The 17,605-nt window shown below is 58.0% G+C and carries 19 protein-coding genes; 13 read left to right on the top strand and 6 right to left on the bottom strand.

What is annotated here, in order from left to right:
• Positions 1-16: 16 nt before the first annotated feature.
• Positions 17-1,945, bottom strand: a complete 1,929-nt coding sequence (locus FPL19_RS09345) for a 4Fe-4S binding protein (RefSeq protein ID WP_225314351.1) — start codon at positions 1,943-1,945, stop codon at positions 17-19.
• 202 nt (positions 1,946-2,147) lie between these two features.
• On the opposite strand from FPL19_RS09345, the gene FPL19_RS09340 reads away from it, so the two are divergent.
• The 9 genes from FPL19_RS09340 (at position 2,148) to FPL19_RS09305 (ending at position 9,549) form a co-directional block, all read left to right on the top strand.
• Positions 2,148-2,726: a DUF3305 domain-containing protein gene (locus FPL19_RS09340; RefSeq protein WP_150912163.1), complete on the top strand. Its 579-nt coding sequence runs from the start codon at positions 2,148-2,150 to the stop codon at positions 2,724-2,726.
• On the top strand, positions 2,726-3,397 hold the full coding sequence (locus FPL19_RS09335; RefSeq protein ID WP_150912162.1) for a DUF3306 domain-containing protein: 672 nt from the start codon (positions 2,726-2,728) through the stop codon (positions 3,395-3,397). Before FPL19_RS09340 ends, FPL19_RS09335 begins: the two co-directional genes overlap by 1 nt.
• An 86-nt stretch (positions 3,398-3,483) precedes the next feature.
• Complete coding sequence (locus FPL19_RS09330; RefSeq protein ID WP_150912161.1) at positions 3,484-4,095, top strand: TorD/DmsD family molecular chaperone; 612 nt, start codon at positions 3,484-3,486, stop codon at positions 4,093-4,095.
• Between the two features lie 40 nt (positions 4,096-4,135).
• Positions 4,136-4,324: a hypothetical protein gene (locus tag FPL19_RS09325; protein ID WP_150912160.1), complete on the top strand. Its 189-nt coding sequence runs from the start codon at positions 4,136-4,138 to the stop codon at positions 4,322-4,324.
• An 88-nt stretch (positions 4,325-4,412) separates the two neighbouring features.
• Complete coding sequence (locus FPL19_RS09320; RefSeq protein WP_150912159.1) at positions 4,413-7,298, top strand: formate dehydrogenase subunit alpha; 2,886 nt, start codon at positions 4,413-4,415, stop codon at positions 7,296-7,298.
• Positions 7,299-7,313: 15 nt separating this feature from the next.
• On the top strand, positions 7,314-7,922 hold the full coding sequence (gene fdh3B, locus FPL19_RS09315) for a formate dehydrogenase FDH3 subunit beta (RefSeq protein WP_150912158.1): 609 nt from the start codon (positions 7,314-7,316) through the stop codon (positions 7,920-7,922).
• 85 nt (positions 7,923-8,007) lie between these two features.
• A complete protein-coding gene (locus FPL19_RS09310) occupies positions 8,008-9,180 on the top strand; it encodes a formate dehydrogenase subunit gamma (protein WP_150912157.1) in 1,173 nt (390 codons plus the stop codon).
• Positions 9,177-9,305, top strand: a complete 129-nt coding sequence (locus FPL19_RS17745; RefSeq protein WP_263656789.1) for a hypothetical protein — start codon at positions 9,177-9,179, stop codon at positions 9,303-9,305. Before FPL19_RS09310 ends, FPL19_RS17745 begins: the two co-directional genes overlap by 4 nt.
• A complete protein-coding gene (locus FPL19_RS09305; RefSeq protein ID WP_150912156.1) occupies positions 9,295-9,549 on the top strand; it encodes a sulfurtransferase TusA family protein in 255 nt (84 codons plus the stop codon). Before FPL19_RS17745 ends, FPL19_RS09305 begins: the two co-directional genes overlap by 11 nt.
• Here the strand turns inward: FPL19_RS09305 and FPL19_RS09300 are convergent.
• The 3 genes from FPL19_RS09300 to FPL19_RS09290 are packed head-to-tail and all read right to left on the bottom strand — an operon-like array spanning position 9,528 to position 12,151.
• Complete coding sequence (locus tag FPL19_RS09300; protein WP_191965244.1) at positions 9,528-10,277, bottom strand: alpha/beta fold hydrolase; 750 nt, start codon at positions 10,275-10,277, stop codon at positions 9,528-9,530. The two genes, FPL19_RS09305 and FPL19_RS09300, sit on opposite strands and share 22 nt — an antisense overlap.
• Positions 10,278-10,281: 4 nt before the next feature.
• Positions 10,282-11,373, bottom strand: a complete 1,092-nt coding sequence (locus FPL19_RS09295) for a M14 family zinc carboxypeptidase (RefSeq protein WP_150912154.1) — start codon at positions 11,371-11,373, stop codon at positions 10,282-10,284.
• Between the two features lies 1 nt (position 11,374).
• Complete coding sequence (locus tag FPL19_RS09290; protein ID WP_150912153.1) at positions 11,375-12,151, bottom strand: GNAT family N-acetyltransferase; 777 nt, start codon at positions 12,149-12,151, stop codon at positions 11,375-11,377.
• Positions 12,152-12,371: 220 nt separating this feature from the next.
• Here FPL19_RS09290 and FPL19_RS09285 point away from each other — a divergent pair, with 220 nt between their 5' ends.
• From FPL19_RS09285 to FPL19_RS09270, 4 genes are all read left to right on the top strand, one after another.
• Positions 12,372-12,626, top strand: coding sequence for a YdcH family protein (locus tag FPL19_RS09285; RefSeq protein WP_150912152.1), 255 nt, complete (start codon positions 12,372-12,374; stop codon positions 12,624-12,626).
• Positions 12,627-12,710: 84 nt separating this feature from the next.
• Complete coding sequence (locus FPL19_RS09280; protein ID WP_150912151.1) at positions 12,711-14,285, top strand: glutamate synthase-related protein; 1,575 nt, start codon at positions 12,711-12,713, stop codon at positions 14,283-14,285.
• Between the two features lie 181 nt (positions 14,286-14,466).
• Complete coding sequence (locus FPL19_RS09275) at positions 14,467-15,147, top strand: PEP-CTERM sorting domain-containing protein (RefSeq protein ID WP_150912150.1); 681 nt, start codon at positions 14,467-14,469, stop codon at positions 15,145-15,147.
• 223 nt (positions 15,148-15,370) lie between these two features.
• The gene (locus FPL19_RS09270; RefSeq protein WP_150912149.1) at positions 15,371-16,471 is read left to right on the top strand and encodes an oxidoreductase; all 1,101 of its coding nucleotides are present in this window, start codon (positions 15,371-15,373) and stop codon (positions 16,469-16,471) included.
• 1 nt (position 16,472) lies between these two features.
• Here FPL19_RS09270 and FPL19_RS09265 read toward each other — a convergent pair whose 3' ends face one another.
• Both FPL19_RS09265 and FPL19_RS09260 read right to left on the bottom strand, forming a co-directional pair.
• Positions 16,473-17,132 carry a hypothetical protein gene (locus tag FPL19_RS09265; RefSeq protein WP_150912148.1) on the bottom strand — a complete coding sequence of 220 codons (660 nt, stop codon included), beginning with the start codon at positions 17,130-17,132 and terminating at the stop codon, positions 16,473-16,475.
• Between the two features lie 132 nt (positions 17,133-17,264).
• Positions 17,265-17,504, bottom strand: a complete 240-nt coding sequence (locus tag FPL19_RS09260; RefSeq protein ID WP_150912147.1) for a DUF1289 domain-containing protein — start codon at positions 17,502-17,504, stop codon at positions 17,265-17,267.
• Positions 17,505-17,605 lie beyond the last annotated feature (101 nt).

Below are 17,605 nucleotides of genomic sequence, written 5' to 3'. Positions count from 1 at the left end.
TTGTTCCTGTTTGTTATTAGCTGTCCAGATAATCGTCGCTGGTGCGAACCCGTGGGCGCTGGCCAGCAGCCATCGGCGAGTTGTCGCCGTGGTACTGCGCTTTCACCCGACAGTCATCACACATCTTGATCAACTGAACATTGTCAGAATTCGTGTACATCCAGTGCTGGTTTTCCAGCTTCTCCACAATCCGATTGATCGTGCTGGCCACACCAAACGGCCGGCCACAACTGACGCATTCGAAAGGGTCTTCTCCGTGCAACGCTCTGGTGCTCAATGCTTCCTTGGACAGATTCAGTTGAGGCACCAGGTTGATCGCCGTTTCCGGGCAGGTGCTTTCGCACACGCCGCACTGAACACAGGCGTTTTCCGTGAACTGAACTTCCGGTCGATCCGGATGGTCGCTGAGGGCACCGGTGGGGCATAACGACACGCAGGCCAGACAAAGCGTGCATTTATCGGAATCGATACTGATTTCGCCATAGGGTGCGCCCTTGGGCAGCGGAATCGGCGCTTCGATTTTGTCGGACATCGCCGCAACAACCACACGGGTGATATCCCTTCGTCCGCCCACCAACAGCACCGGCTCACTGACCCGCGCTGCGTTTTCACCCTCTACGCTCAGCTCGTCCGCGCCAATCACGCGAACACGGCTTGAAGAGTGATGCGCGCCGTGAAGCATCGCCTGGGACAGCGCAACCTCGGACGCGAGGGCCTCGCGGTCTGCGTCCGTGTCAGCCAGGATAAGCACCTCAGCGAAACCGGCACCCAACGCCGCCATGATCTCGGCGTGCCCAATGCGATCGACGTGTTCAATACCCAGCGGGATCAGATCGTCTGCCAAGCCGTCCCCGAAACGCGCCAGTCGGGCAATCGTGTCACCGCCGGCTCCCATGGTATGGAAGACCAGCCGCGGGGATTGCTGGGTGTGCTCGCGGTAGGTTCGCGCCAGTACATCCACAGCCTTGGTAATGGCCTCGAACGGAGTCTCGTTCATGGTCACGGCGGAGGTCGGGCAGACGGCGGCGCAAGATCCACAGCCAGCGCAGATGTCGGAATCAATCTGAACCGTGTCGCCGAAGGAGAAAATAGCTTCTGTCGGGCAGACATCCAGGCACCGTGTGCAACCGGGTTTGTTAGCCCGTGAGTGGGCACACAGAGATTCTTCAAGGTTGAAATAGACAGTCTTCTCGAACTCGCCCACCCGCTCACGGGCAGTCAGCGCGATGCGCTCAAGCTCGCCGGATTTTGCCGGATCAGCCCAGAAATAGCCGTTGCGTTTTTCGTAACTGGGAAACGCCGGTTCGCCGCCACGCAGGTCAATAAACACGTCGCACTCACTGCGTGCCGTTGCCTGCACTTCGCCGAAACCAAGGGCGCCGCGGCCTGCGGGGTTGAGGGTTTGGAGGTGCTCGAATTCCAGCTTGAAATTACCCAGAGCGCCACGGGCCGATGCCAGCTTACCTTTGGCCATATCGTACTGGTCCGAAGGCAACTGAACGGGGCCGGAATCGCTCACCACACAGGTAACGCCCAGCTCATTCTGCACCAGCTCGGCCATGCGAACCGCCTGCTCCGTCGGTCCGACAATGCAGCAGACGCCGTCTGACTGAATGGTCTTTGCCGGTGCCATGGGCGCTGGCAACCGGGACGCGGCCAGCAGAGCTGCCTGCTTGCCGTTGATTCGCCGGGGGTCGGCGTTGGCCGAACTCCAGCCAGCTCGGTCGCGAATGTCGATGGTATTCAGCGGCGCAGAACGGCCGGTTTCGGCCTGAATCTCCTCACCGAGCCGTTCGAAAAGCGCAGCCTGCTGACCGCAGGCAATCACGACTTCCGAATTGCCGCCGAGGTGCTCGACAGCCTTGCTCATCTCGCCAATGCACAGCTGATCAACAGAAAACACCTGATCAGCCGCGGCCGCCGCCCGGAGCGCTTCTGCGTCCAAAGGCTGCGTCTTATCGCACGAGCACAGTAATAACGTTTTGTTTGCGGTCATCGGAACTTTGGCTCTTTTAGTTGTTCTTATACGTATAACTGGGACTTAATGTTCACCGAGCATGCCACAGCCATCTGGCATTGGACAATTGGATGATTGGATAATTCCCATAGCTCTGCTAGCTTCGCCAGACAATAAGAAGAGAATGTGTATGAGCAGTCGCACAGAAAGCTGGAAAAGAGAATTACAGGTCGGCGCCGTCGTGCGCCGAAAGCCGGGCGTCACTCGCTGGGCCAAGCATGTCTACAAGCCGGTCGCCATTATCCCGGGTGCTCCGGATGCCTTCTGGAAAGAGCTGGTCCATGAAGATGACGTCGTCGATTATCACGCCGGCACGGTCACCATGGAGCTCTTTCGCGCCGACGTGGAAGCCTACCTTGTCTCGCTGAACCTTGCCGTTCCATCCGTCTGGGTCATTCTCGATCGGGACGAATCACAGCGGTCGCCATCCGGATGGGTAGTCAGCGCGATCACGGCCAGTGCCTTTGAAGCACAGGACGCGCTAGACAGCGGAGAGAACATTGTCGAGGCCGTCCCCATCCCTGAATCGCTGGCCGCCTGGATCAAAGAATTTGTCGACATGCACTATATAGAGGAGCCTTTCAAGAAACGCCGCCGCAACAAACACGACATTGACGGCATTGAGGACGGCAAGGGCGATCCTCGCATTCGTCAAACCAGTGACGTGTTCCGCGCTCCAAAGACTAACCGCAAGCCAGGGGTGCACTGATGACAGAATCACGTTTACAGCGGTGGGCAAGAAAGAAAGCAGAAACCCGGCAAGAGGCTCCGCCAGCCCCGCAGGAGCAGGTGAAAGAGGCCGCGGCAGTCCCGGAGACCAGTCCCGTCGAGCAGGAACTTGCGGTCAATGAGGCATTGTCGGAGCAGGAGCTTCTGGCCAAGTACAACCTCCCCGACCTGGAAAACCTGGCTCAAGGCACTGATATTAAGGGCTTTCTTAAAGACGAAATTCCTGAGTTTCTTCGGCGCAAGGCCTTGCGCGCACTGTGGCGGTCGAATCCTATCTTTGGCGTGTTAGACAGACTTAATGAATACGATGAAGATTATTCAAAAGCCATCGTACCTGAAGGTGGGGTAAAAACAGCTTATAAGGTGGGCAAAGGTGGCTTCCTGGACCTCGAGAAACGCGAGAGAGAGCGTCAGGAACGGGCACTGGAGGGCGAGTCAACCGATGACAACGTAAGGCTGTCTGAACCAGAGCCACAGGTGGCCGACGAAGCGCAGCCCGAACCGGACGACGAAACAGTCACTCCGGAACTGGTTGACGCGGCGACTGAGAGCGACCAGCCAGAACCGCAAGCAGCCGTGGGAACAGCTGAAACCGAGGCCGAACCGACGTCGCCGCGTTTCCGCCCGAGGATGCATTTCGAAAGCTCATAACCTAAGTCGAATTGATCCAAAGCACTGTATCGACTATATACATAGTTAGTAACCACGACACGACAACAATAATCAGGAACAGCATTTTGGCCAACACTGCAGAAGTTCAGTGCCCGAAGTCGATCACCGAAGAGGATCGTTCCCGGGCTCAAATGTATCAGTTAATGGGGGCCTTGCTAGGCTCACCGCCCTCTGCTGAACTTTTATCCGGCCTCGCCACACTGAAGGGCGACGACTCCGCCCTTGGCTCTGCTTCCCAGCAGCTTGCGGCACTGGCAGCCAGAACTTCCCCGGCAAACGCGGAGCGCGAATACCATAATCTTTTTGTTGGGCTCGGCCGCGGTGAACTCCTGCCCTACGCCAGCTACTACCTGACCGGTTTCCTGAATGAAAAGCCCCTGGCTCAACTCAGAACCGACCTGATGGCCCGCGGCATCAAACGCAATGACGACGTCAAGGAGCCGGAAGACCACATCGGCACCCTGTGCGAAGTCATGGCAGGCATCATCACCGGCGAATTTCCCTGCGACAGCGACGTAGCCTCGCAGAAAGCCTTTTTTGACGCCCACCTGAAAAAGTGGGCGGAACTGTTCTTCAGCGATTTGGAGAAAGCGCAATCAGCGGTCTTCTATGGTCCTGTGGGTTCCCTCGGGAAAGCCTTCATGGCCATTGAAGCCGAAGCATTTGCGATTCAGTAAACGGGGTCGACCCGACCCCAGCACAAGGTGGAGGAGTCCCATGGACAATCCGAAGGTTGAAAGCCGCCGTCGCTTCTTGCGTCTGGCAGCCGTCGCCGGTCCGGCTGCAGTTGCCATGACCGTTGCACCAAACGCCGCAGCTGAAATGGCGAAACCTGCCCCGAAGAAAAGTCGTGGCATGCGTGAGACGGAGCACACGCGCAAATATATGGAGTCGGCTCGCTTCTAGGAATCGAGTGGTGTTCAAGGTTGCGTGACGCTCTTGAATGGCCGCGATTCCGACAAAACGAGAATAAAAAAAGAGAGAGGTATTCAAAATGTTAAGAAAGAAAACCAACGGGGTAGCGAAAGGCTCCCGTGCTGGATCTTTGCTTTCCTCCCTCGCTGCTAAGACCATGGACCGCCGGGGATTCCTTGCGGCTTCAGGTGTTACAGTGGGCGGCCTCGCGGCACTATCCCTGACATCCAATCGTGTTCAGGCAGCCACCCCCTCGACTGAGGGCGGCAAGGTCGAAGTCAAAAAATCCGTCTGCACGCACTGTTCGGTCGGCTGTACGGTCGAAGCCGAAGTTCAGAACGGCGTCTGGACCGGCCAGGAGCCGGGATGGGACAGCCCGTTCAACCTGGGTGCCCATTGCGCCAAAGGCGCATCGGTACGTGAGCACGCTCACGGCGAGCGTCGCCTGAAGTCACCGATGAAGATGGTGAACGGCCAGTGGCAGAAGATTCCCTGGGACCAGGCGATCAACGAAATCGGCGACAAGATGATGCAGATCCGCGAAGAGAGCGGACCCGATTCGGTCTACTGGCTGGGCAGCGCGAAGCACAACAACGAACAGGCCTATCTGTTCCGGAAGTTTGCCGCGTACTGGGGTACCAACAACGTTGACCACCAGGCTCGTATCTGTCACTCCACCACGGTTGCCGGCGTAGCGAACACCTGGGGCTACGGTGCGATGACCAACTCGTACAACGACATCCACAAATCCAAGGCGATCTTCCTGATTGGCGGCAACCCTGCTGAGGCCCACCCGGTCTCGCTGTTGCACATTCTCAAAGCGAAGGAAGAAAACAACGCGCCTCTGATCGTCTGCGACCCGCGTTTCACACGCACGGCCGCTCACGCCGACGAGTTTGTCCGGTTCCGTCCAGGTTCCGACGTAGCGTTGGTCTGGGGCATCCTGTGGCACATCTTTGAAAACGGCTGGGAAGACAAAGAGTTCATCCGCACCCGCGTATGGGGCATGGACCAGATCCGTGAAGAAGTGAAGCGCTGGAACCCTGAAGAAGTCGAGCGTGTCACTGGTGCCCCAGGCGCCCAGCTTGAACGCGTTGCTCGTACCATGGCGAATAACCGCCCGGGTACCGTAATCTGGTGCATGGGTGGTACCCAGCACACCAACGGCAACAACAACACCCGTGCCTACTGCATTCTGCAGCTTGCACTGGGCAACATGGGCGTTTCCGGCGGCGGCACCAACATCTTCCGGGGCCACGACAACGTACAGGGCGCTACCGACCTGGGCGTTCTTGCCAACACCCTGCCCGGTTACTACGGCCTTGCCGCCGGTTCCTGGGCTCACTGGGCCCGGGTCTGGGAAGAGGATCTGGACTGGCTCAAAGGCCGTTTTGCCACCATGGACAAGAACGGCAAGTCCAAGGCGATGATGAACGAGAACGGCATTCCGGTATCACGCTGGATTGACGGTGTACTGGAAGCCAAGGAAAACCTTGAGCAACCGGACAACACCCGAGCCATGGTTCTGTGGGGCCACGCGCCCAACTCGCAGACCCGTATGCTGGAAATGAAGGAAGCCATGGAGAAACTCGACCTGCTGGTCGTAGTGGATCCCTTCCCGACCGTTTCAGCCGTGTTGCACGACCGTAAAGACGGTGCTTACCTGCTACCAACCACGACTCAGTTCGAAACCCGTGGCTCGGTAACCGCTTCGAACCGCTCGCTGCAGTGGCGTGAAAAAGTGGTTGAGCCGCTGTTCGATTCCAAGGTTGACCACGAAATCATCAAACTGTTCGCGGACAAGTTCGGTTTCACCGATCGTATGTTCAAGAACATCGCGATCGAAGGCGACGAGCCAAACATCGAAGACATTACCCGCGAGTTCAACCGCGGCATGTGGACGATTGGCTACACCGGTCAGTCACCTGAGCGCATGAAGAAGCACATGCAGTACCAGCACCACTTCGACAGAACCACCTTGCGTGCCAATGGTGGCCCCTGTGACGGAGATATCTATGGCATGCCCTGGCCCTGCTGGGGTACCGCTGAGATGAACCATCCGGGCACCCCGAACCTGTACGACATGTCGTTGCCGGTTTCTCAGGGTGGCCTGACCTTCCGCGCCCGCTTCGGTGTGGAACGGGACGGTGACAACCTGCTGGCAGAGGGCGTTTACTCGAAGAACTCCGAGATCAAGGATGGCTATCCGGAATTCACCATGCAGATGCTGATGGACCTGGGCTGGGACGGCGACCTGACTGCTGAAGAACGCGCAAGCATCGAAGCAGTTGCAGGTGCCAGCACCAACTGGAAGACCGACCTTTCTGGCGGCATCCAGCGTGTGGCGATCAAGCACGAATGTGCGCCCTTCGGTAACGCCAAGGCGCGTACGGTGGTCTGGAACTTCCCGGATCCAGTGCCCATTCACCGCGAGCCCCTGTACACCAACCGTCGCGATCTCGTCGAAGACTACCCGACCTACGAGGACAAGGTTTTCTGGCGCGTACCGACCATGTACAAGTCGATCCAGAAAGACGACTTCAGCAAGGAGTTCCCGATCATCCTTACCTCCGGCCGTCTGGTCGAGTACGAAGGTGGTGGTGACGAGACTCGTTCCAACCCATGGCTGGCAGAGTTGCAGCAGGACATGTTCATTGAGGTGAATCCGCGTGACGCGAACAACCTGAACATTCGTGACGGCAATGACGTCTGGGTTGCGGGACCTGAAGGCGGTCGCATCAAGGTGAAAGCCATGATTACCGAACGTGTCGGCGAAGGTGTTGCCTTTATGCCGTTCCACTTCGGCGGACATCTGGAAGGCAAGTCTCTGAGGAACAAATACCCTCAGGGCGCCGATCCGATTGTATTAGGTGAATCCAGTAACACGATCCAAACATACGGGTATGACTCGGTCACGCAGATGCAAGAGACCAAGGCCACCCTGTGTTCGATCATGCCGGCATAACAAGAGGTGTAGATCATGGCACTTGAAGGACAAGCAAGAGCAAAATTCCTGTGCGACGCCGAACGCTGCATCGAATGTAATGCCTGCGTAACGGCCTGTAAGAATGAGCATGAAGTTCCCTGGGGCATCAACCGCCGCCGCGTGGTCACCATCGAAGATGGTAAACCGGGCGAGCGTTCGATTTCGGTAGCCTGCATGCACTGTTCAGACGCGCCCTGTATGGCCGTCTGTCCGACAGACTGCTTCTACCAGACCGAAGACGGTGTGGTGCTGCATTCCAAGGACCTGTGTATCGGTTGTGGTTATTGCTTCTACGCTTGCCCCTTCGGCGCGCCCCAGTTCCCCCAGGCGGGGAACTTTGGCAGCCGGGGCAAGATGGACAAATGCACATTCTGTGCAGGCGGCCCGGAAGAAGACACATCCGACGTGGAGTTCCAGAAATACGGTCGCAACCGTATTGCGGAGGGCAAGTTGCCTATCTGTGCGGAAATGTGCTCCACCAAGGCGCTTCTTGCCGGTGACGGCAATGAAGTTGCTGACATCTATCGCCAACGCGTCGTGAACCGTGGTTTCGGTTCCGGCGCCTGGGGATGGGGCACAGCTTACGAGAAGAAGGGCGCTTAAACCGGCCGGAACCTTCCGGGGCCTTCGGGCCCCGGAATTCATTACGGCAACGATTTCTTCTTGTTGATTCCGTTGGAGTGCTCTAATGAACAAAAAACAATTGAGTGCCGCCCTGCTTCTGCTGGCGACGCTGCTTTTCAACCCTGCCTGGGCACAAGACGTCCCGGAGGTTGATCGCACTTCTACCGGGGGCGCTCAGACCCTGGAAGACATCATGGCTCGTCAGAAGCAATTGGAAGTTGACGAGTCCTTTCGGTCAGAAAACACCGGCAATCCCGCCAACGCTGCAGCAATCGATGAGCCGCTGGGAACGCTCGGTGGAGCTTCTCAGGCCGATGCCTGGCGGGGCGTCCGCTATAACGAGATTGATCTCAGCACAGAGGTGCGGGGGCCAGCGGTTGACGTCCTGATTCAGGACGGCGGCATGCCCTGGTACAAGACGCGCCAAGGGCCGGTCATCACCTACGGCGGGGGCGCCATACTCGGCATCATCCTGCTGCTGGCGCTATTCTACTTCACCCGCGGCAGAATCAAGATTGAAGGGGGCCCCGCAGGCACCACTATTGAACGATTCAAAGCGGTGGAAAGATTCGGCCACTGGCTGCTGGCGGGCTCCTTTGTAGCTCTCGGCATCACAGGCCTGATCACCCTGATGGGGCGAAGCTTCCTGATACCGGTGATAGGACACGAGGCCTTTTCCACTCTGGCGATCGGGTCCAAATGGATCCACAACAACATCGCCTGGGCCTTCATGCTGGGGCTGGTGATGACCTTTGTCATGTGGGTAGCGCACAACATCCCCACCAAACTTGACTGGCAGTGGATCAAGGCAGGCGGTGGTTTCGTGGGCAAACACCATCCATCGGCGAAGAAGTTCAACGCCGGTCAGAAAATTGTTTTCTGGACCGTGATGATTCTGGGCGCCTCCGTTTCCCTTTCCGGGCTGTCGTTGCTGTTCCCCTTCCAGATGCCCATGTTCGCTGATACCTTCGGCATTATGAACAGCATTCTGGGGACCAGCTTCCCTACCGATCTGGCACCTCATGAAGAGATGCAGTACGCCAACATCTGGCATTCGATTGTTGCCTTCGTCATGTTGGTGGCGATCATGGCCCACATCTATATCGGCTCTGTCGGTATGGAGGGTGCGTTTGATGCCATGGGTAACGGCCAGGTGGATCTGGAATGGGCCCGCCAGCACCACGATCTGTGGGTAGAAGAAGTCCAGGCCAAACAAGGCAAGGGGGAGTCACCATGAAAGTCATGATTGCCGCGTTCGTCGCAGCCCTGGTGATTGCCTATCTGGCCCCGGTTACGCTGAACCAGTTCGGCTGGTCCTCGGCGGAACAAACCGCAAGTGAGAGTGTTCGCCTTGGCGAATGAGTCTGCAGCCGAGGAGGCAGAGGTATACCAGATCGACGCCGTCGGTCTGGTCTGCCCCCTGCCTATTCTGCGTTTGAAAAAGCGCACCCGGGATCTGCCCAGCGGCACCCGGGTCGACTTTCTGGCTGATGACCCGAGCGGTCGCCGTGACCTGGAAGTTCTTTGTGAGCTTACCGGTCACCAGCTTGAATGGGTTCGTGAGGAAGACGCCGGCGTTATTCGCTATCGCCTCTGCCTGGCCTGACGCTCCCGAAAATCCCCCAGCTTCCCCAACACCCAGTCCGGATCATCCAGTGGCAGATCGTGCCCAGCCCAGGAGTGTTCGGCAAAACCGCAACCCCAGAGCTTTGCCAGCTTGCCGGAACAACGGCTACTCACCATTGGATCGGCCTGACTGGCCAGCAGCAATACCGGCACCGACGGTGATTTTTCCGGCGGACGGTAGCGGGCAGCGGCACGCATCTGTCTTAGCGCTGTTCGACGACTGACCGGCCTTTGAGTCTGCAGTTCGCGCCAGTGGGCCAATAGGCTCGCCGGATGAGACAAGTTACTCGTCAGTGAAAGAATTGCCGCCTCACGCCGGTCTGCACCGGGATCGGCAAGGATTTTCAGAACAGAGCCCCACTGGCCCGGTTGCAGTCTTTGCCAGGGCGGGCTCCAGCCACTGCTGGTATTAATAGCAACCACGCCAGCGAGCCCCAGCGACTGCTGGCCGGCCCAGTCCATCGCAACCATCCCACCCAATGACAAGCCAACCAGTATCAACGGCGAGGGTAATTCGCCAGCGCATGCCTGAACGGATTGGCGGATTTCGGGAATGGAATCAGGGCTGGCTTCGGTAAACCGTGAGCCAGTGCCCGGCAGGTCCAGCGTGAACACCCGATCACCGGGAACCGCTTTGGCCAACAAAGAAGGAAAGTCACCCCAGTGTTCGCTCTGGCGGGCCAGGCCCCGCAGCAGCAACCAGTTCATGCCGTCACCGGTACCAATGCAGCAGCGCCGCCTGACGCAGGGTGCGCTCCTGGGCAGCATCCGGCAGCCACTGGTGGTAATGGGCGGTGGAACTGAGCAGAAAGTCCAGCCAGACCAGATGGCTGCGAAGAACCCGCTGGTGCCTGTGAGGCAAAAGCGGGTTGAACAGGCCGTCCAGCCTCAGCAGCTGGCGCGGACGCTTGCGTACCCAACGCCAGCTGCCCATCTCCAGGGTCAGTGGAAGGAAACGCCCGTCGCTCTCGCGGTTAATCTGCTTGTAGAAATAGTCCCACAGGTCACCATGTGTCAGGTAATGGGCAGACTGTGGCTCGAACACATAATTGTGATGGGGGTAGGCCTGCTCCCAAAGCAGCTTCAGTGCCATAACGTCGGCAATTCGGCGCATGGGCCGGCGCCGGTAGGCATAGGGAAACCAGATCTGATCCTGCAGCCCAAATCCGGAATGACAGTCCAGCGACACGCTGAACGGGCGCCCCGTCACCAGATCCTGCACCACTGATTCCAGTGCCCGGCTCTCAGCCTCCATCCCCGCTTCCGGCTCGCCCACGTACCAGGGCAGCCTTGCCGACACACGCTGACCACCCAACAGCCAAGTGCTTCTGGACTGGGCCATCAGCGGGGCGTTGCGCATCAGGTCCACGCCGCCGGGATTGCTGCGACGGTTCTGCATCATGCCGCCCGGGTTCAGCAACGGCACGAATACCAGACGCACCCGATCCAACAATTCCGCCAGGTGCTGGTCCCATCGGAGACGGTGGCACAGGCTTTCCAGCCAGGCCAAAACCACCTGGGTTCCAATCCGCTCGAGGCCGTGCACACCCCCAACCACAAGCAACGCTGGCGCATCGTCGGGCGCGTTACCCACATCCACCCGGTAGACCGGCAACGTCAGGTCCCCGGCAGACACACGGGTCAGCACCTGCGCCGTCACGCTGGGCGGCGCTTCTGAAACGATACGTTCCAGGCTCTGCAACTCCGGCAACCGTCGGCGGACTCGTGCCCGGTCCGGCCCGCTGCGGGCTTTCTTCTCGTTTCGTATGGAAGCGGCGTGGGTCAGGTCGGTGAGTTCAGTCACCCTACCCCGCCTTCGCCATGAAGTGATCACGATACCGACGGGATATCTTGTTGACCTCGAGCAGTATGAACACGTCGGCGCAGTTGAAGTCCGGATCCCAGCAGGGTTCACCGGCAATCTGAGCGCCCATCCGCATGTAGGCCTTCAGTAGCGGTGGCATCACGCCGCCGGTTTCGCAGGGTAGTGCCGCTGGCACTGGCAGGCGCGGCACCACCCTGAGGTTTTCAGGGGTCAGGTAGCGTTCACGCAGGCCAGGCATGATACCGGCAACGCCCGCGCCGCCATCAGCCATGGGAATGCTGGCGCATCCAATCAGGTAATCCACCCGGGCGGTAAACAGGTAACGGGCAAGGGCCGCCCATAGCACCGCTATGGTGGCACCGCTGCGGTAGTTCGGATGCACACAGGTACGCCCCACTTCCACCACATGGCCGGGCAGTTCCGCCAGCCTGGCCAGATCAAACTCGCTACGGGAGTAGAAGCCGCCAAGACGACGGGCGGCCTCGCCAGGAAGCAGCCGGGTGTAGCCGATCAGGGCACCAGTGGTTCGGTCTTCCACTCCCAGATGCAGACAGTGGCGATCGAACCTGTCCCGGTCCACGCCGAAAGGACTGATGCGAATTCCGAATTCCTCGGAGAAGGTCCGGCAACGAAGCCGCTGCGCCCGCAGGATATCCCGGCGGCTGGTCAGCCATCGAGCATGCAATTGCGGACTTGCCGATTTGGCCGGCGAACCAAGCCACCGCTTCCCCGCTTTCAGAAATCCCAGCTTTGCCATTCTTACCCCCGTCTATTTGTTCTATATTCTGAGGTGAGAGTGGCGGGCAAATGCTTCATCAAGATGAACGTAGAATGACGTTTTGATGATGGCTGGGCCGAGCCCTGTTAACCCAGCAAATCGGCGGGCCACTGCAGGGCATTGACGAGCACCAAAATCTGAGTAGGGTGAAAGATAAGCGGACAACAAATGCAATGCACGCTAATCAAGGGGACGCGATATGCCCGTTGAAAAACACGACCTCGTTTATGAACTTCCCGAATCCAAGGCAACCATCCAGCATCTGAAATCCACTGACCTTCGTTTCGCGGAGCTGTTCGCGGACTACCATCGTGTAGAAACAGAAGTGCACCGCTACGAAGCCGGCCCCGACAACACGACCGATCAACACCTGGAAGATCTCAAGAAGCAGCGGCTGAACCTGAAGGACCGGCTGGTCAGGATGGTTCATGAGTATGAGTCTTCAACCGGATAAAAGGTCTTCAACCGGGTAGGACACTTTCTTAATCCGCATTACAGAAAGGACCGTACCTTTTCAAAATGTTAACGGAGCCGGCTCATGAGCAACCCTGTAATCGCGGATAACAAACCGAAGACAGTGTCACTGGAAAAAGGTGAGAAGTACCTTTTCTGCACCTGCGGACGTTCAAGCGACCAGCCATTCTGCGATGGCTCTCACGCCGGTACAGGCCTTGCCCCAAAGAGTTTCGTCGCCGAACAGGACGGGGATGCGGTTCTGTGCCAGTGCAAGCACACGGGCGATGCGCCCTTCTGCGATGGCACCCATAGCCGGTTCGACAACGACCAGGTTGGAAAGGAAAGCCCCGACGGGGATGACGACAAGGCATCCGAAAAGGAAGACTCCGGCGAGAGCAAGTCGCCTGAAGCAAAAGCCACCCAGGACGAACCAACGGTTGCTTTTATCCACCAGCTTGCCCGGGAAGGCCTGAGCAAAATGGGCCCCCACGGGCCCACCACCGCCATGGGCGTACCCCGGCATACACTGCCCCACTGGGATGACCTGCAGTTGATGGTAGGTCAGTTGGCCACCCGGCCGCTGATGGAAGACACCGAGGTGGCCACCGAACTGGTCATCGGCCCGGAAGCAAAGAAGCCCCTGACTCTGAGTATGCCGCTGTTTGTCTCGGATATGAGCTTTGGCGCGCTGTCCCAGGAAGCCAAGATTGCCCTGGCCCGTGGCGCCGAAATGGCCGGCACCGGCATCTGCTCCGGCGAGGGCGGCATGCTACCGGAAGAACAGCAGGAGAATTCCCGCTATTTCTACGAACTGGCCAGCGCCAAGTTCGGCTATGAGGAAGAACTGCTTAAGCAGGTTCAGGCATTCCACTTCAAGGGTGGCCAGGGCGCAAAAACCGGCATTGGCGGCCATCTGCCCGGCAACAAGAATACCGGCAGAATTGCCGAAGTGCGCGGCATTAAGGAAGGCGAGCCCGCGGTATCGCCGCCCACCTTCGAAGATCTTCAATCGGTAGAGGATTTCCAGCGTTTCGCTGACCGGGTCCGGGAAGTTACCGGCGGCATCCCCGTGGGCTTCAAGCTCAGTGCCAATCATATTGAACGGGACGTGCAGTTCGCGCTGGATGCTGGCGCCGACTACATCATCCTTGATGGCCGGGGCGGAGCCACCGGCGCAGCGCCGGAAATGTTCCGGGACCACATCAGCGTCCCCACCATTCCTGCCCTGGCCCGGGCGCGCCGGTATCTGGATGACCGTGGCGCCAGCGGTCGGGTCACACTGATTGTTACCGGCGGGTTGCGAGTACCGGTCGACTTCGTCAAGGCCATGGCTCTGGGCGCTGATGGCGTTGCCGTTGCCAACAGCGCCATCCAGTCGATCGGCTGCGTCGCCGCACGAATCTGCAATACCAACAATTGCCCCGCCGGCATTGCCACCCAGCGGGAAGACCTGCGTCAGCGCCTCAACGTCGACAAGTCCTCCAGGCAACTCACGAACTTCCTGGAAGCGTCAGTACAGTTGATGCAGGTTATGGCCAGAGCCTGCGGCCACGACGCCCTGAGCAAGTTCAATCGGGAAGACCTGGCGACCTGGCACCGGGACATGGCCCTTCTGAGCGGTGTTCGCTACGCGGGGGTGATGGACCCCTCAAACTGAGCCTGCATGGTCAACTACTGCCTGCGCATTCCGTTTGGCCGCTGTCGAGATATTTTACGATTGTGCTTACAGGAAAAACCACGGCATCTGGTTTTTGACTAAAAAACAGCCAGCTATAACTCCTGGCTCAGTCTGTGCTTCCGAGTCACCTGAACCAAAAAAATAGTGAAAGGGAGCTTTGATGATGAACTTTAAATTGATCGCGGCGGCGGGCTGTTTCCTGCTGGCGTCCCAGGGGCAGGCGGCGCTGATCAGCGTTAGTGGACCAAATAGCAGCTTTGGCGATGCAGCCAGTATTGTATTGTCCAGTACAATTGTTAATGCCAATGACGATGCAGCCTATAACACTGCGCAACAGGGCTTTGACGAGAAACAAGGTGTATTGTTGGGCTCTGCGCTGAATGTTGATGGCGGATCGATTGCTGCCGGCACCCGGGTAGACAGCCATATGATCTTCCTGAACTCCGGCCCCGAAAACAACACAGCCCTGCTTGAACATTTCAACGTCAAATGGACATTTGACGGCGATATCCTTGGCGTTATGTCTAACTCCAACGGCAGCCTGGAGATCAACTCCACGAGCTTACTTGGCGCCTCGGATGTTCTTTATCCGAATTCAGCCTTTAACGCCCGTGGTTTCGAATCCAATCAGTCACCCTGTGACGGATCTGCGACCAACGATTGCTACGCCATTTTCGGCAGTGAACTCACCGTGACCATGAGAGTGACCGAGCCGGGCGACTGGATTCGTGTAGTGACGCGCACTGCTGAAGTTCCGGAACCAGGCACATTGGGTCTTCTCGGCCTCGGCATTCTGGGGCTTGGAGCAGCAAAAAGAAGAAAGATGGCAAAGAACGCCTGACGTTACTCTGCTTGTACATGTTTGAAAACGATTCCCGGGATGCCCCGGGAATCGTTTTTTGATTATCTCGACACCACCCTCAGTCGGGCACATCCCTCAATCCTGAACCTCAGCCAGAGCAGTCGTTCAAAAATATTGACGGCTTATATCTATATTCTCCGCTTTCAGCAAAAGCCGCTGCCACTGATACTCTCCTCACTAATTTCACCAGTGAGGGGTATTAATGAGCGACATCATGAAGTCTGCGAAATTCTGTGAAGTGGCGTTGCCGAACCGGTTCGCCCTGGCGCCGATGACGCGTACCAGCGCCGACGCCGATGGCACGCCCAATGCGTTGATGGCCGATCACTATGAACGCTACGCCCGAGGCGGATTTGGCCTTCTGATTACCGAAGGCACCTACACCGATGATAAGGCCAGCCAGGGCTACGCCAATCAGCCCGGCATTATCAACGAGGCCCAGATTGAAGGCTGGAAGGTGATTGTCGACCGCGTTCATGCGGCAGGCAGCAAAATCTTTACTCAGCTCATGCATGCCGGCGCCCAGTTCCAGGCGAACCGTTTTACCGACCAGCCGCTAGGGCCCAGTGAAGTCGCCCCGAAAGGCGCACCACTTGGTTTTTACGGCGATCAACAGCTCTGGCAGATCCCTGGTGCCATGAGCGAGGCCGATATTCAGACAGCGATTGATGGATTTGCCCAGTCCGCCACAAATGCCAAAGCGGCAGGCTTTGACGGCATCGAGATTCACGGTGCCAACGGCTACCTGCTGAACCAGTTCCTCAGCACCCATTTCAATAAACGAGATGACGGCTACGGCGGCTCACTGGAAAAACGCCTGCGTCTGGTTGTGGAAGTCGTCCGCGCCGTCCGCAAGGCAGTGGGTGACAACTACCCGGTAGGCATCCGGCTTTCCCAGGGTACGGTGACCGACCCGGACTACCAGTTGCCCGAAGGCGCGGCAGGCTTCCGTCAGATCGTTGAAGCGGTACGGGATGCGGGTGCAGACTTTGTTCACACCACCGACGGCGAGGTGAACCGGCCCCACTTCACGGACGGCGACCAGAGCCTGGCGGGTGTTGCAGCGGATGTACCGGGCATTGGCCTGATTCTTAACGGCGGCATTGATGAAACCAGCTGCCAGGAGATTGCCAACCAGTTCCCTGGTGCGTTGCTGGCAGTGGGCAAAAAAGCCCTCGCCAACCCGGACTTTGTCCAGCGCCTGCAAGACGGTAAGGAAATTGCCGACATCAACTTTGAGATGCTGCAGCCAAAGGCGACGATTTCCAACGAACTGGCGTGGCGCAAAAAGAACGCGGCCTGAGTCAGTTTTCGGGATCGGCTCGGGACTGATCGGAGCTTTCAGACTCTGATTCGCCTTTGCGTACTGGCTGCAGTTCCGACTCCAGCCAGTAGCGAACTTCATGCCGGTCGCGGCGGCGATTGAGCTGCTCACTGTGAATATTCTGAGGAAATATCTGGGCGCCGCCTTCGTGCTCCAGCCTGAAGCTCCGTCGCACGCCGACGGGGTGCCGGCTGGGACCATGAACCACGGCAGCACGGATTTCTACGGCGGTAATGTCCTCGAAAAGATAGTCGTTCTGGGTCTCGCTATCGTCGCTCCTGCGGCCAAGAATGATGTTGCGGAAAGAGCCCAGAACCAGATAGCCACCGGGCTGCAACGGCCCCTGCCTCAGCACCTGGTGAACGTTGCTGTCGTCTGCGCCCACTCGACGATACTCCGTTACCGTTAACACTCTGTCCTCGCCTGCCCTGGAGTGCAGAACCACCTGAACGCACTGCACGTGAACGGTTTCCTTGCCCATGTTCACCAGCAGGCACAGAGCATCCGGGTTCTCGTTCTGGGCGTGGTGAATCACCAGGTAGGGCCGGTTGTTGCGCTGGTACTGCAAAAAGAATAACTGAAAATAGACAATCCAGATGAGCGCCATAACGGCGCTGCTGACGGGTGCGATATATTCCATTTCTGCTTCCGGTCAGTAAATTGTCTGACTACGTTACTCCATAAGCGACAATCTCCACCAGCAATCAGCCCTGCCGGGCAACACCGATCACCGTATCCTTGGGTGGCTTACAGGCGCTATCACCTTATTAACTCAGGCTTTTTTCGATTTCTTCTGCTTGGCCTTTTCGTAAAGCTCCCGCAGCGCCCTGGGCTGCTTGCCCTTGCCGGAGCCATGGGACTCCAGAATGCGGGTCCATATCGCCTGCTTTTCCTCCGGTGAAAGCTGCTTCCACTGCTTTTTTTCCTGGCGTGTGCGTCCGCAGGCCTTGCAGATCTCCTTCTTGTTGAATTCACAGATATCGATACAGGGCTTTTTGGTAACAGGCTCCATGGACAGGAACGCTCCGGCATTGAGAGTGTATTACTGATAGATGCTGGCGATCAGTCGGTCTGTATTCAAGGCAAATGTCAGACTGTCTTATCCCGGCTAGA

The sequence above is a fragment of the Marinobacter halotolerans genome, assembly GCF_008795985.1.
Classification (GTDB): Bacteria; Pseudomonadota; Gammaproteobacteria; order Pseudomonadales; family Oleiphilaceae; genus Marinobacter; species Marinobacter halotolerans.
The sequence above is the reverse complement of the archived record's forward strand: the minus strand, read 5'-3'. Positions and strand labels throughout refer to the sequence as shown.